At 34.8% G+C, this 14,813-nt stretch carries 15 protein-coding genes; 10 read left to right on the top strand and 5 right to left on the bottom strand.

Annotated features, from left to right (window positions below):
• Window positions 1-6 precede the first annotated feature (6 nt).
• The 3 genes from ACYIAM_RS03150 (at window position 7) to ACYIAM_RS03140 (ending at window position 1,251) form a co-directional block, all read left to right on the top strand.
• Window positions 7-87 (top strand): integrase core domain-containing protein, encoded by an 81-nt coding sequence (locus ACYIAM_RS03150; protein ID WP_141670356.1) that lies wholly within the window; start codon window positions 7-9, stop codon window positions 85-87.
• A gap of 177 nt (window positions 88-264) precedes the next feature.
• The gene (locus ACYIAM_RS03145; protein WP_194240599.1) at window positions 265-606 is read left to right on the top strand and encodes a hypothetical protein; all 342 of its coding nucleotides are present in this window, start codon (window positions 265-267) and stop codon (window positions 604-606) included.
• A gap of 231 nt (window positions 607-837) precedes the next feature.
• Window positions 838-1,251: a hypothetical protein gene (locus tag ACYIAM_RS03140; protein ID WP_483747206.1), complete on the top strand. Its 414-nt coding sequence runs from the start codon at window positions 838-840 to the stop codon at window positions 1,249-1,251.
• Window positions 1,252-1,399: 148 nt separating this feature from the next.
• Here the strand turns inward: ACYIAM_RS03140 and ACYIAM_RS03135 are convergent, their stop codons facing one another.
• Together ACYIAM_RS03135 and ACYIAM_RS03130 are read right to left on the bottom strand one after the other, a co-directional pair.
• The gene (locus ACYIAM_RS03135; RefSeq protein ID WP_483747205.1) at window positions 1,400-1,987 is read right to left on the bottom strand and encodes a hypothetical protein; all 588 of its coding nucleotides are present in this window, start codon (window positions 1,985-1,987) and stop codon (window positions 1,400-1,402) included.
• A 930-nt stretch (window positions 1,988-2,917) separates the two neighbouring features.
• The gene (locus ACYIAM_RS03130) at window positions 2,918-3,622 is read right to left on the bottom strand and encodes a lipopolysaccharide core heptose(II) kinase RfaY (protein ID WP_174797987.1); all 705 of its coding nucleotides are present in this window, start codon (window positions 3,620-3,622) and stop codon (window positions 2,918-2,920) included.
• A 190-nt stretch (window positions 3,623-3,812) separates the two neighbouring features.
• Here ACYIAM_RS03130 and ACYIAM_RS03125 point away from each other — a divergent pair, with 190 nt between their 5' ends.
• Entirely contained in the window at window positions 3,813-4,112 is a 300-nt protein-coding gene (locus ACYIAM_RS03125) for a GIY-YIG nuclease family protein (protein WP_483747204.1), read from the top strand.
• Here ACYIAM_RS03125 and ACYIAM_RS03120 read toward each other — a convergent pair.
• From ACYIAM_RS03120 to argD, 3 genes are all read right to left on the bottom strand, one after another.
• Window positions 4,101-5,093 (bottom strand): serine/threonine protein kinase, encoded by a 993-nt coding sequence (locus ACYIAM_RS03120; protein ID WP_483747203.1) that lies wholly within the window; start codon window positions 5,091-5,093, stop codon window positions 4,101-4,103. The two genes, ACYIAM_RS03125 and ACYIAM_RS03120, sit on opposite strands and share 12 nt — an antisense overlap.
• Window positions 5,094-5,106: 13 nt before the next feature.
• Complete coding sequence (yihA, locus tag ACYIAM_RS03115) at window positions 5,107-5,718, bottom strand: ribosome biogenesis GTP-binding protein YihA/YsxC (RefSeq protein ID WP_085247280.1); 612 nt, start codon at window positions 5,716-5,718, stop codon at window positions 5,107-5,109.
• A 65-nt stretch (window positions 5,719-5,783) separates the two neighbouring features.
• Window positions 5,784-6,995, bottom strand: coding sequence for a bifunctional acetylornithine/succinyldiaminopimelate transaminase (gene argD / locus ACYIAM_RS03110; RefSeq protein WP_483747202.1), 1,212 nt, complete (start codon window positions 6,993-6,995; stop codon window positions 5,784-5,786).
• 215 nt (window positions 6,996-7,210) lie between these two features.
• Here argD and ACYIAM_RS03105 point away from each other — a divergent pair, with 215 nt between their 5' ends.
• The 6 genes from ACYIAM_RS03105 to pflB all read left to right on the top strand — a co-directional run bounded on the left by ACYIAM_RS03105 (window position 7,211) and on the right by pflB (window position 14,672).
• On the top strand, window positions 7,211-7,480 hold the full coding sequence (locus ACYIAM_RS03105; RefSeq protein ID WP_483747201.1) for an oxidative damage protection protein: 270 nt from the start codon (window positions 7,211-7,213) through the stop codon (window positions 7,478-7,480).
• Between the two features lie 8 nt (window positions 7,481-7,488).
• Window positions 7,489-8,559, top strand: coding sequence for a membrane-bound lytic murein transglycosylase MltC (gene mltC, locus ACYIAM_RS03100; protein ID WP_483747200.1), 1,071 nt, complete (start codon window positions 7,489-7,491; stop codon window positions 8,557-8,559).
• 652 nt (window positions 8,560-9,211) lie between these two features.
• Complete coding sequence (locus tag ACYIAM_RS03095; protein WP_483747199.1) at window positions 9,212-9,667, top strand: hypothetical protein; 456 nt, start codon at window positions 9,212-9,214, stop codon at window positions 9,665-9,667.
• A 36-nt stretch (window positions 9,668-9,703) separates the two neighbouring features.
• Window positions 9,704-10,783, top strand: a complete 1,080-nt coding sequence (locus ACYIAM_RS03090) for a hypothetical protein (RefSeq protein WP_483747198.1) — start codon at window positions 9,704-9,706, stop codon at window positions 10,781-10,783.
• Window positions 10,784-11,472: 689 nt separating this feature from the next.
• Entirely contained in the window at window positions 11,473-12,321 is an 849-nt protein-coding gene (gene focA, locus ACYIAM_RS03085) for a formate transporter FocA (protein WP_483747197.1), read from the top strand.
• A 68-nt stretch (window positions 12,322-12,389) separates the two neighbouring features.
• Window positions 12,390-14,672, top strand: coding sequence for a formate C-acetyltransferase (gene pflB / locus ACYIAM_RS03080; protein WP_483747196.1), 2,283 nt, complete (start codon window positions 12,390-12,392; stop codon window positions 14,670-14,672).
• Window positions 14,673-14,813 lie beyond the last annotated feature (141 nt).

Raw genomic sequence — 14,813 nt, 5'->3', positions numbered from 1 at the left:
TTAACGATTTATAATACCGAAAGACCGCATGAGGCGTTAAATAACATGACACCGATTGAGTATAAAACACTAAAACAAGCAGCATGATTTTCTACGTGAGTTGTGTACTAGGTTTGGGGTATTTACATTTATATCTACACAATCTTCACAAAGATCGTTATAAGACATTTTCATCTTGAAATAAATCTAAAGGCGTATTAATTCAGATGGTACATTTAATGAAAAGAAATCTGTGTTAACAAAAAGAGAGACTGGGTTATTGAAATGAACTTACACATAAAAAATGACTTAAAAAATAAAATTTTGCAAAATAGCGATGATTTAATAAAAGATACTTTTTGCTATTCATTATTTGAAGAAGGTTTTTTTCATGCCAATCTAATTGAGATTATAATAAAAAATGTAGAAGAATATCTATCTCTAGTTAAAAATGATATTGATATAAAAAAACTTTTAATTTGGATTTGTCAATGTGTCGATCAATGTTTTATTTCTCATCATGATAAAGATGATTATTACACTATAAAAAATTATTCCTTTGAAATTGAAAGTAAATGGATTAATGGCTGGAAACCAAGAATACAATTATTAGTTGAAAAGTTATAAAATAAAAAATGAAATATTATCGAGTTACCTCTTAATTTTGCCATTCACATTGCTACTACCGTACCGACTTGAACGGCTATTCGGGAGAGCTTACTAATGCAAACGGCGAAATACTCTGGGAATGAAACTATCAGGTTTGAAGTAAGCGTATTTAGGAAATTGAACACGAATCAATAGAGTAAAACTTCAGATATCAGGGACAATATTTAGACAGGAAAACTTTTATTAATTATGAATAAGAGCAAATACAATAATCCTTACCATCCATTTCCCTACGAAATGAGAGGGCAATTCTTTGAAAGATTCGAAGAAAATAAAACTCGTTTTATTGAGATTTATTCTATTGAATATAAGAAACCTGAGGAAGAAGATGAAGAATGGGAATTTTCCTTGTATTCACTTTATATAGATCAACTTATAAGACCAATAATAGATGAAGAAGACGTATTTTTTTTATACGAGCTCCGTACATATTATGCAGACCCTACATTAACTGATAATGATAGTGCATTCAATCAATCAATAACTTCATTTGAACAATATGTTTTTTCTAATTTCGATGAGTTATTAGAATATGTTGAACAACGATGGAAAATAGGATTAAGTGATTTTGTTCCAATTAATGAAACAAATATACCTTATTGAACAATGAAAATATTGAATGACATAATAAAAGTAAATTAAGGCGGCAATTACAATTACAGTAGTTTCTAAAATTATTGTGAAACAACACGAGTAGTTGTTCCATATCAAAATAAATAATAGAATTAAAAAATATATTTAAATCAACTCGTTATTGACGTAATAAGCATTCTTGAATTTTATCAACTTCTTTATTGAGCGCTTCAATCACGAGGTTAGGATGAGCGCTTTCAAGCGTTTTAACATTCTCAAATCCATCATTTACTACTGAACCGGTATATTGTTGCGCTTGCTTAATGTTGCTGAACAGATAATGGATGTTATTTTGATTGCGAGTAGTTGTTAAGGTATAGCTGACAAAATATTTAGTGCGATGTAGATAGTCAGTTACAGCTTCGGCGACAACATGATTACCTTCAACTAACTTGATTGTGTCGCCACCACTAACCGTGATTGATTGTTGATTAGGTATATTATAATAAGACCACCAAGGCGAACCAAAATAATTTTCACTGGTTAATACAACGGGGCTGTTATCCAGTTCTTGAGCGATGCATAATGATAATGATGAGTGAAAGACTGTAATAGGTCGTGACGTGTTATATTTATTTAAAATATCCACACCTGACGAATTTTGAGCTATTTTAACGCCATTAGTCTGATAAATGGACATCATTTTTTGAGATGCGCAACTAGTTAGCATAGCTAAAACGGCAACATAACCAATTAACTTTTTCATACCCCATCCTTTTAGAATAAGCTAATTAATTCTAGCTGTTTATTGATCGATTTGCTAGTGTTGGAAAATAGTGAATACAAATTTAATTAATATGCAGACACTATTTGCCTTGTCTACAGTAATTTTAAAAACTACAGCAATGAATAAACATAAAACAAAACTAACGCTTTATTCCAGATAAGAAATAGGTGCATATCATAAAGATAAAATAACCGTTACTGATTTGGCTAAACGTTTTATGGTCAGCTGTTCGATTATTTAACGTTATAAAACCATAAGTGATGGAATTAACCGTCTGAAGTTGAAAAATCCATTGAAGATAAATGAAGATAGCAAGCTAGATGTTCACGTTTTGGGTTATATTTTTGTAAAAAATATTCAGGATTCTATACCGTTTCGTGGTTATTTGAGAATTTGCAGTATCTATTGGTTAAAACATGTGATAACTATCGTGCCAATCAAAAATTCACAAAAACTACCCAACAACAAAGGAATGAGAAAGTCGAAAACGATAGGCACTTTAATGAAGATGTGATATTTCTTTTTTAGATTATATTTTTGTAAAAAATATTCAGGATTCTATACCGTTTCGTGGTTATTTGAGAATTGGTAATATCTATTGATTAAAACATTTGATAACCATCTTATCAATCAAAAATCCATAAAATCTACCCACCAACAAATAGTTAGCGATTCAAAAGATAGAAAATGATTTATTTACTTTTACAGTTAAATCGCATAAAGCGATTGCGGTTAAAAATGCTTTATACGTTTTTAGCGGATTATTGGAGTCATGAAGTATAATAATTGGGCGTTTTCCTACAATGAATCCTATAGATTAATCGAAAGGTTATGTATTAATAGCTAACGTTTGATATCCGCATTAATTATCATTGTGAGTAACCAATTCCTCACAATGATTATAGATGATTAATCTTCTTTACCGCGGATTTTACGAGATAACCGTTTAAATCCATGAGTAAATTTTTTAATTGCCATGGCAAAAAAAGGAACCTTAATTTTGATATTAAAACGTTCTTTTAATTCAATTGCGTCATTGGCTTTAGTTAACCAAATAAAACCTGAGTTAGTTAAATCAATAGCTTTGATTTTTCCATCAGGTGTTAGGATAAAATTGCCGCCATGGACATCATTAGAGACTAGATTATAGCTGTGCAGTTTTTCTATGCAGTTTTTTATTTGCTCGCCATACTCTTTCATTTCTTCCCATTTTAAAGATCGTCCTTCAATAAAATTGAAAATCATATAATGACGCTTTGTTTTTTGGTCGAAAGCAACCAAATAAAGTTCATAAGCAATATCACATTTATCAAGCGATATTTTGGCGAGTTTACGAATTAAATTGAAATAAAAATCACCTGTAATTTTGGCGATTAAGCGACGCTCTAAACGGTGTTCAACGCCACCATCAATTTTAAAAATAAATTGGCTTTTATTATGATTGATTAAATAAGTATATCGCTCTAATTTATCGCTAGGATCGAGTAATTCATGATGCCCTTCTTCCGCCAAAAATTGATCAAAAAGGTCTAGGTAATTGATTTCATCATTTTGTACATAAGCGAATTTCATATCGCCACGTTGGATTTCAATAATTTTTGCAAAGTTATTCAAATTTATTGCCTTAAAATACATAAAAAATTATGCCTATCTTAAACATTATCCCCATTAAAGTAAACGAAGCTATAACTTTTGCATTACTCGATCCACTTTACACAAAAGTGACTAAAATCGGTGTTATACTGATAATAAGATGAAAATACTATTATTAACAAATAGATAAATTGGTTATTCTTGATTATTTATGAAAAACAACGTATCAGTATGGTTTTTATATATTATTAGAACAGCAAAGCAATCATTGTACACAGGTATCACCACCGATGTTACTAGGCGTTTGCATCAACATAAAAATGGTAAAGGTGCTAAACATTTAAAAGGTCATAAAGATCTCAGTATTGTTTATCAAGTTAATGTGGGTGATAGGTCAACTGCGCTTAAAATTGAGTATCGAATAAAGCAGCTATCTAAGCAAAAAAAAGAACGATTGGTTTTGCAACAACCTAATTTAGAACAGTTGTTGCTTGATTTCTTAATTTTGTAACATTGCCATCAATTGTGGTGGTGGCGATTTTATGGTGGTAATTTGCTGTGCAAATTCAACTAATTGTTGACGCCAAAAATCATCATCAGTCATCCATGGAAAGGCGATGGGAAAAGCAGGATCTTGCCAGCGTTCTAAAATCCATGCTAAATGGTGAACCATTCTCATTGCTCTTAAAGGTTCAATAAGTTGTAATTGATGGTTATCAAAGTCATAAAACTCTTGATACATTTCAATTAGCATATCTAACTGTATGCGTCGCTCTTGCTGATTGCCAGAAAGCAACATCCACAGATCTTGAATAGCAGGACCATTACGCGCATCATCAAAATCAACAAACATTGCATTATCACGCCATAAAATATTGCCTGCGTGACAATCGGCATGTAGGCGAATAGGTAGCCAATCGTTATGCCAGTATTGCTCAACGGTTTTAATTAATTGCGCTAAGGTTATTTTAAGATCAGATTGCACTTTCTTAGGAATAAAGCGGCAAGATAATAAAATTTCTTGAGGATGATAGAGATATTCTTCTAACCCAATAGTTGGGCGATGCAAAAAAGGCTGCTTTGCGCCAATTTGATGAATACGGGCAAGAAACATAGCCACCGATTCCATTTGTTCTATATTATCCATTTCGTATTGTCGCCCCCCCACACTTGGGAACAGGGCAAACAGATAACCTTGATACTCGTGTAGCGTGGTATGATTAAATGTTAATGGCGCAATAACGGGTATTTCAGCATCAGCTAATTGCTGCGTAAATTGATGTTCTTCCAAGATTTGATTTTTATTCCAGCGGAGAGGTCGATAAAATTTCGCAACATAACGTTTGCGATCCTCATCTTGAAATTGATAAACCCGATTTTCATAACTATTTAATACGGTTAAACCAGAATCTACATATACGCCTATTGAAGATAAGCTATCAAGAATAAGATCTGGCGATAAAGATTGAAACGAAAATGTTGAACTATCCATTAAAGGATTTCCTTTATTGCTGACTAAACCATTCATCCAGTTTTTGTTTTAGCGCTTCAAGTCCAATGCGTTTAGGCGATGAAAAAGGCGCAACAGTAATATCCCCCTGAAAAGGTAAGATAGCTTCTTTGACCATGTTAACTTGTTTTTTTTGCGCACCAGAAGCCAGTTTATCCGCTTTAGTCAGTAATAACATAACAGGAATATCAACGGAAACTGCCCATTCGATCATCTGTTGATCTAAATCTTTTAAAGGGTGCCTGATATCCATTAATACAACTAGTCCTTTTAGGCTTTCGCGTTTTTGGAGGTATTCGCCCAGTGATTTTTGCCATTTTCGCTTTATGGCTTCCGGCACCTGAGCATAACCATAACCCGGTAAATCAACTAAACGGCAATTTTCTTCAACTTCAAAAAGGTTGATCAGTTGTGTTCGCCCTGGGGTTTTACTCGTTCTAGCGAGACCTTTTTGATTGGTTAAGGTATTTAGTGCACTTGATTTACCTGCATTAGAGCGACCCGCAAAAGCAATTTCGACACCACTGTCAATAGGTAGATGAGAAATATCGGGCGCACTTAAAATAAAATGAGTTTTGGCATAATTTAATGGGTGAAAATCGGTCATAAATAAGTATCCTTTAAATGCAACGGCACTTAATTGATTAAAATGCCGTTACTGTATAGAAAAACTTAAGCATTGACAACCTTTTCCACGGCTTTTGCAAATCGCAACATACCTTCTTTTATCTCATCATCTGAAATAATGAGTGATGGTGTAAAACGCAGCACATTTGGACCAGCATTTAAGATCATCACCCTAAACTCAGTGGCAACGTTTAAAAAATCGCGCGCTTTATTGTGAAATTTGGGTTGTAACTCTGCACCCAACAACAATCCTTTACCTCGGTATTCACGAAATAGTTTAAATTGATTATTAATTTCTTCGAGTTTTTCAATGAACAGCACATGCCGTTTTTGTACGCCATCAAGTACTTCAGGGGAGTTAATAATATCAAAAGCTTCACAGCCCACTGCACAAGCAAGAGGATTACCACCGTAAGTGGTACCATGCACGCCAGGATGCATGACTGACGCAATTTCATTGGTTGTTAACATAGCACTAATTGGAAATCCACCCCCTAATGCCTTAGCGGAGGTTAAAATATCGGGTTTTACATTATATTGTTGATAAGTATATAAACTGCCTGTTCGCCCCATCCCGCATTGTACTTCATCAAATACAAGTAGTGCTTTATGTTCATCACATAACTCACGCACACCTTGTAAAAATTCTGGTGTTGCTGACGTTAATCCGCCTTCGCCTTGTACTGGCTCTAATACAACCGCACAAGTATGGTCATCCATTACCGCTTTAACGGCATTAAGATCATTAAAAGGAACATGAATGATATCAGCAGGTTTTGGTCCAAAACCATCAGAATATTTTGCTTGACCACCAACAGATACAGTAAAAAACGTACGACCATGAAAAGATTGATAAAAAGCAATGATTTTGCTCTTATAAGGGCTATATCTTTGTGCTGCATAATATCGCGCTAGCTTAAACGCGGCCTCATTAGCTTCCGCCCCTGAATTGGCAAAAAACACACGCTCAGCAAAAGTGTTATCAATAAGCTTCTGCGCAAGATTTAGTGACGGTTCATTCGTAAAAACATTGCTGACATGCCATAACTTTTCACTTTGCTCATGCAGAGCTTTAACTAGTCTTGGATGACAATGACCCAGCGCATTAACTGCTATGCCACCAGCAAAATCAATATATTCTTCACCATCTTGATCCCAAACTCGGCTACCTTGGCCTTTAACAGGAATAAACTGAGCCGGTGCATAAACAGGTAAAATAACTTGATCAAATAGTTCTCGTGCAATTTTGGACTGCATTATTTAATCCTTAATTTATTTTTACTAAATAGCTTATGTTATTTTAAGCGAATTAACCGCCGTGTAAAGTAAATAATTATTCATTTATTTTAAATTTATATTCATTTTGCAACGATATTATTTTAAATGCTGATTCAATAATTTTCTTCTTATCTACCATTATTTTCAGGTATAATCAGCCATTAGTTCGTTAAATGTACTTTAAAGAGATAAAAATGAGTCGTGTTATTTATTGTCATTATCTAAAAAAAGATGCTGATGGTTTGGATTTGCAACTTTACCCTGGTGAGCTTGGCAAACGTATTTTTAATGAAATATCAAAACAAGCATGGCAAGAATGGCTTAAAAAGCAAACGATGCTAATTAACGAAAATAAGCTCAATATGATGAATCCTGAGCATCGTAAAAAGATTGAAGCGGAAATGATCAAATTTCTATTTGAAGGCGAAGAAATTGTTATTGATGGTTATAAACCCCAAAATTGAGATATCAAATGACAAATAATAAAAAAATTCTCACATTACTCATCACTGTGAGCCTTTTAACGGGTTGCCCTAGCAAAAATTCGAAAAATCGTAATGATGATTATTATGTTAAAGATACCAATGCCTTTAATATTTTGATTAGTCAATATGCTAATAATATTGAACAAATTTGGGGGCCTAAAGAAATTTTGATAGCTGGTCCTAAAGACTATGTTCAATATGAAGATAATTTACAAACGCGCGTCCATATTAACTTTGTTTCAGGTGTGATCACGATTGAAACCATGTCTGAATCACCAATAGAAAATTTAAAAGAGGCGATAGTTTCGACCTTACTTATGCCTGAACCAGTGGATATTATTCGCCATGATAAAATCAGTCAAGATTTGTCCGGCGAACCATTTTTATATAATCAGGTATTGGATCAAGAACATCAACCTATTCGTTGGCATGGTAGAGCAAATAGTTTTGCTGATTATGTGCTAGCCAATAATTTGAAACAACGAACATCAGGCACCCACAAAATTACTTATGTTGAAATCAAACTTGTGCCAAATCATATTAATCAGCGAGCTAGAAAATTCTTACCAATTGTTACCGAGGCATCAAATCGTTATTTTGTTGATGAGCGACTCATTTTAGCTATTATAGAAGTGGAATCAGCGTTTAACCCTTATGCTGTTAGTCGAACAGATGCCCTTGGTCTTATGCAAGTGCAACAACATACAGCAGGTCGTGATATTTTTAAATTACGGGGTAAATCAGGAGAACCAAGCCGAAAATTTTTGCTCGATCCGCGTAATAATGTTGATATGGGAACTGCTTACTTATCATTGCTAAAAACAAAATATTTGGCTGGAATTAATAATCCAATTTCATTACGTTATGCCATGATCACATCTTATAACGGTGGGGCAGGTAGTGTGCTTCGTACATTCTCAAATGATCGTAATGAAGCAATCAGCATGATAAATTCGATGACACCACAACAAGTTTATCGAAAACTCGTCACTTCTCATGCTTCTCAAGAATCACGTAATTATCTAATAAAAGTCAGTGGGATTTTAGATAATAAATAAGCGGGTAACCAACATAGATAATTGCTCCTTATTATTTATAACGAATGATAAGGAGCTATTCAATTCTGAAAAAACAACAATGGTGATAAAGTTTAATTTATATCATTTTCTACTAAATCCCAACCCATACCAAACAGAGATGTTTAGCATGGGTATGTTAGTTGAGAATACAAATTTGTCTGGAACAAATTAAAGCATCTAAGCAAAACGAAGATAGCCTCGAAGAGACGAATATTAGGATGATGCAATTAAATATAAGTTGGTCATATTCTGTAGTCAAAGCGTGAGTCGTTAAGAAATTTAGAAATACCCTAACTCGACCGTTGTCACTGCTGCTATTTATTTCACCAACAGCTCAACACGTCCGAAATTCAAACCCGAAAATTATAAAAAACAGTTAGATAGAGTATTTATTTTATTATATTTTTTTGTTGTTTTTTAACAAAAACTAAGATTTCCAATCCTTTAAAGCTTTCCCCAAAGCTTAACCCATTCTTTCCTTTACATTCCCTTACAAAAAATCCCCAAAAAAACTAGCTAAGTTTTTTTAAGCCTTATAATTTTAACGGTGAAAATTAAGTTATCTTATTTTATAAGTTAACGAACATAAAAAAGACAAGTAAAAAATATTTTAATTAACGGACAGGATGCTATGAAGTATAATTATGGACAACTGACATGGCAAACCGATGTCTTAAATTTATCCAATAATCGCATTAGACAGTTTTTTATTCTTTCCTCGTTTATATCATCAAAATTATCTACCGAATTTTTTGCAAAAATCCCGTTGGCATTAACGCCAGTGTTGTTATTGCCGTATTCGCTCAGCTCACAGGCATTAACAGCGCATACTAGCCAAGTGATTCAAGGTAGTGCGCCGTATTTAACGTTTGATGGAGGTCAAACTAAAGTGACTACCACTGATGCGTTGTTGTTTATTACCTTGCCGGATGGTACAACGGTTACGCCATCAACCAATACATCAAGTGCGACAAATCCAATAAGGCTAATAAATGAAAGTAATCTTAGTAATATAGGGATGTTGGTGCCGCCGTCAACCAACTCAATAGGATTAGATGCACTTATTCGAGCGCCGTATAACTATTAGGGAGATGATGATGGAGATGGTCAGGGTACTAATGGGGTGACTGCAACGGGGAATTTATCGGTGAGTTTTACTGATAAGAATGGCAGTACAGTAAGTCGTAGTGATACATTAGATATATGTAGTGCACCTTATAAGGTAACATTAAGTAGTACAGATGGTAATTTAACTACCCAGTATGGTATACCGAATAGCAGGAATTTCGAGGGGAGTACGGTGACGTATTATATCAATCCAAATTCACAGCCTAAAGTTTGTTACGCAAGGCCGAGTCTTTACTATGGTGAAGATGAAGCGGCAGGACCTGCTAGCATATGGAATTCTGATAAGGGTTTTTTAACTCAGTCAACAAATTCAACATTCTACGACCGAAATTTTCCTACTACGGGTGCTGATGGATTATATTTTGATTTAGATATAGGTGGGGTGGATGCAAGTCAATTGACCTGGTCGGCTGTTACTCATGGTGGAATAACGGCTACTGTGAGTTGGACACAGCCACGTTCGGACTCATTTACAAGCGCATGGGGAGTAATAGAATACGATGCATGGATTGATGATAAATCTCAGTATGTAACGCGGGTAACATTAAATGGTCCTAGAGCAAGTGATGCGCAAATACAGTTAGATAATCCTAGTCCACTTCGTAGACCTATTTTACCGCAGACCTTTGAATTAGAGGGTAGGGATAGAAGTGGTAATGTGGTGATTAAGTATGGTTTTGTTTTGCAGAAGTGGTTTATCAATCGAGGTCATAAATGGAGGAGCTATTCCGAACAAGCATCGTGGTGTAGTAGTTTGGGGTATCGTTTGTCACGAGTCAGAGATTTAACCAATACGAAATGTGGTAAGGATAAGTGGTTTCCATGCTTAGAAGGCATAGAGGGTGCCACGCCGTCATCAAGTGGTAATTATTTCCAGCGTCAAATAGGAGCAGGCTTTTTACCCGAGTGGGGCTACATAAGTTATTACCCTGATAAAGTTTTCCAGACTAACGTCTTTTGTGTAGATTCTGAATATGGCGGCAAGGTTGTTATCGAAGGTGAGTACTACGATGTAATCTACAACGACGATGACTCTGACTTTGACAGTTTCAGCGTTATTTGCACCGCACCTTAGCTTTTAGCATTGAGTTCTTAATCATTAAGGCGCAGTGATAGTTATATGACTGTAGTTGGCTAAGTTATCAAAGAACAGCCCCGAGTCAGTTTGGGAGGGAAGGCAGAGCTGCGAGTTTTGCGCTTTAATGACGGAAAATCAAAAAAAGCACTTCCCTGACTGCCGATGTCAAAGGCATGGTTGGTATTAAAAGGGTCAGTCTTAAAGGTATTTGGGTCGGTAAGTTTTTGGGTTTTGATACTAAAGTTGTTTATTATCCTAAAAGGTTAAAATCTCTAAAACTTAACCATATCCACATCCACATAGGCTTTACTCAAATACAAAATCTCCCAAAAACACACGATAAACACTTGATTTTATTAAAAAATCATTGATCAAAAAATTTAAATTAAATCAATGCTCTACTTGGCTATTTTTATGGAAAAACAGTTCAATTTTTTACAGCACCAAAAAGCTAATCTAACTATTAATTTAGTGTTAGAATGCAACGATAAATAAACAACTTACGTTTCCATCGTGGATAAGGTTTCCAGAAAACTTGCCTTACTTATTTTTTACGATAAGCAACTCTTTTAATAAACAGCGATTTTTTTAGTTTTAAAATTTTTTAATAAAAAAAACGTGATCTGCTTCAAATTTTGAGTATACTATGCCTCTCATAAAACCCTAGTTTTTTTGAGGATGTTAGTTTGAGTACCGATAAACTTGTAGATTCCTATTCTCCCGCACAAATGACCCAAATTGCCGAAGATATTGGTAATTACAAAGTAAATAAACCCTTATGTAGCACAATGTTATCTGCGATTCTTGCAGGGGTTTTTATCTCTATTGCTTTCGTATTTTATATTACCGTAACAACTGGAACCGCAACCGTTGCTTTTGGTTTAGCAAAATTGGTCGGTGGTATCTGTTTTTCATTAGGACTGATGCTGGTTGTTTGTTGTGGTTCGGACTTATTTACTTCAACCGTATTAACCATTTTACCTAAAATGACTCGCAAAGTGAGTTGGGCGAAAATGATCCGTAATTGGATTTTGGTCTATATCGGTAACTTTATTGGTGCTATACTGTTTGTCACAGTTATTTGGTTTTCTGGTCAGTATATGGTTGCTAATGGTTTGTGGGGATTGAATGTTCTACAAACAGCTGATCATAAATTACATCATACCTTTATTGAAGCTGTGTGTCTTGGTTTTCTCGCTAATTTAATGGTTTGTTTGGCTGCTTGGATGAGTTATGCTGGACGTAGTTTACTCGATAAAATGCTCATTATGGTATTACCTGTCGCCATGTTTGTCGCCAGTGGTTTTGAGCATAGCATTGCAAATATGTTTATGATCCCAATGGGCATTGTTATTAACAATTTTGCTTCTCCTGAATTTTGGCAAGCAGTTGGTGTATCACCAGATGCATTTAAAGAGCTAACAGTAACACATTTTGTATTTAACAATTTAATCCCAGTGACAATAGGGAATATTTTAGGTGGTTTAGCTGTGGCGCTACCTTATTGGGCTTTATATTTACGTAAGCCACATTGATTTTATAATATTTACCCTCATATCTATGGGGATAAATAGATATTTTTGTAAACCTGAGGTGAAAAACTATGAGTAATTTAAACGAAGTACAAGCAGTTGCTTGGAAAGGCTTTAAAGATGGTGATTGGCAAAATAATGTTAATGTCCGCGATTTTATTCAAAATAACTACACGCCATATGAGGGCGATGAGTCTTTCTTAGCTGGCGCAACTGAAGCGACAACTAAGTTATGGGATAAAGTAATGGAAGGCATTAAAATTGAAAATGCTACCCATGCCCCTGTGGATTTTGATACTAGTGTTATTTCGACAATTACTGCTCATGATGCAGGTTATATTGAAAAAGATTTAGAAAAAATTGTTGGTTTACAAACTGAAAAACCGCTAAAACGTGCAATTATTCCGTTTGGTGGTATCAAAATGATCGAGAATTCTTGTAAAGCTTATAACAGAACTCTTGATCCTTTAGTTAAAAAAATCTTCACAGAATACCGTAAAACACATAACCAAGGTGTTTTTGATATTTATACACCAGATATTCTTCGTTGTCGTAAATCAGGTGTTATTACTGGTCTTCCTGATGCTTATGGTCGTGGTCGTATTATTGGTGATTACCGTCGTGTTGCACTTTATGGTATTGACTACTTAATGCAAGATAAATTTGCACAATTCAATTCATTACAAGCAGATTTCGAAAACGGTGTTGATTTAGCAATGACTATGCAACGTCGTGAAGAAATCGCAGAACAACATCGTGCGCTTGGTCAAATTAAAGAAATGGCCGCTAAATATGGTTACGATATTTCAGCACCAGCTAAAACAGCACAAGAAGCAGTGCAATGGACTTACTTCGGTTATTTAGCTGCGGTTAAATCACAAAATGGTGCAGCAATGTCATTAGGTCGTACGTCGACTTTCTTTGATATTTACTTCCAACGTGACCTTGAAGCTGGATTAATTACTGAAAAAGATGCGCAAGAAATTGTTGACCATTTCGTTATGAAATTACGTATGGTTCGTTTCTTACGTACTCCTGAATATGATGAATTATTCTCTGGCGATCCAATTTGGGCAACTGAATCTATCGCAGGTATGGGAGTTGATGGTCGTACTTTAGTTACTAAGACTTCTTTCCGTTTCTTAAATACTTTATATACAATGGGTCCATCACCAGAACCTAATATGACTATCCTTTGGTCTGAAAAATTACCAAGTGGATTTAAAGAGTTCGCATCAAAAGTATCAATTGATACTTCATCATTACAATATGAAAATGATGATTTAATGCGTCCTGATTTTAACAATGATGACTATGCTATTGCATGTTGTGTAAGTCCAATGATTGTGGGTAAACAAATGCAATTCTTTGGTGCGCGTGCAAACCTTGCTAAAACACTTCTATACGCAATCAACGGCGGTGTGGATGAAAAATTAAAAATGCAAGTTGGTCCTAAAGAAGCCCCAATCACTGATGAGTATTTAGATTTCGATACAGTGTTTGCTCGTTTAGACCACTTTATGGATTGGTTAGCAAAACAATATGTAACAGCATTAAATGCTATTCACTACATGCACGATAAATACAGCTATGAAGCATCATTAATGGCGCTTCACGACCGTGATGTTATTCGTACTATGGCATGTGGTATTGCCGGTCTTTCTGTTGCTGCTGACTCACTTTCTGCAATTAAATATGCAAAAGTAAAAACTATCCGTGATGAAGATGGTTTAGCGACTGACTTTGAAATTGAAGGTGAATATCCACAATTCGGTAACAATGATCCACGAGTCGATGATATTGCTGTTGATTTAGTTGAACGTTTCATGAAGAAAATTCAAAAACTTAAAACTTATCGTAATGCAATCCCTACTCAGTCAGTATTAACTATTACTTCAAACGTTGTTTATGGTAAGAAAACGGGTAATACTCCAGATGGTCGTCGTGCTGGTGCACCATTTGGCCCAGGTGCTAACCCAATGCATGGACGTGATCAAAAAGGTGCGGTGGCTTCATTAACCTCTGTTGCTAAATTACCATTTGCTTATGCTAAAGACGGTATTTCTTATACTTTCTCTATCGTTCCAAATGCATTAGGTAAAGATGATGATGTGCGTAAACGCAATTTAGCTGGCCTAATGGACGGTTACTTCCATCACGAAGCAACAATTGAAGGTGGTCAACATCTGAATGTTAATGTCCTAAATCGTGATACATTATTAGATGCAATGGAGCACCCTGAAAAATATCCACAATTAACCATTCGTGTTTCTGGATATGCAGTACGCTTCAACTCATTAACTAAAGAACAACAAAATGACGTAATCAATCGTACATTTACTCAAGCAATGTAGTTGAGTTAATTGATTAACTAATCGAAATAGCGTCCTTAAGGGCGCTATTTTTTTATCTAGTTTGAAAGAATAAAGAATATTGGTGACAACTTTAATTAAATATCAATATGATGATAATAATTGAATATTGTTGGTATTTAT

It is taken from the genome of Gilliamella sp. X-60, assembly GCF_057063585.1.
Note: the sequence above shows the minus strand (reverse complement) of the source record. Positions and strands in the feature narration are given on the sequence as shown.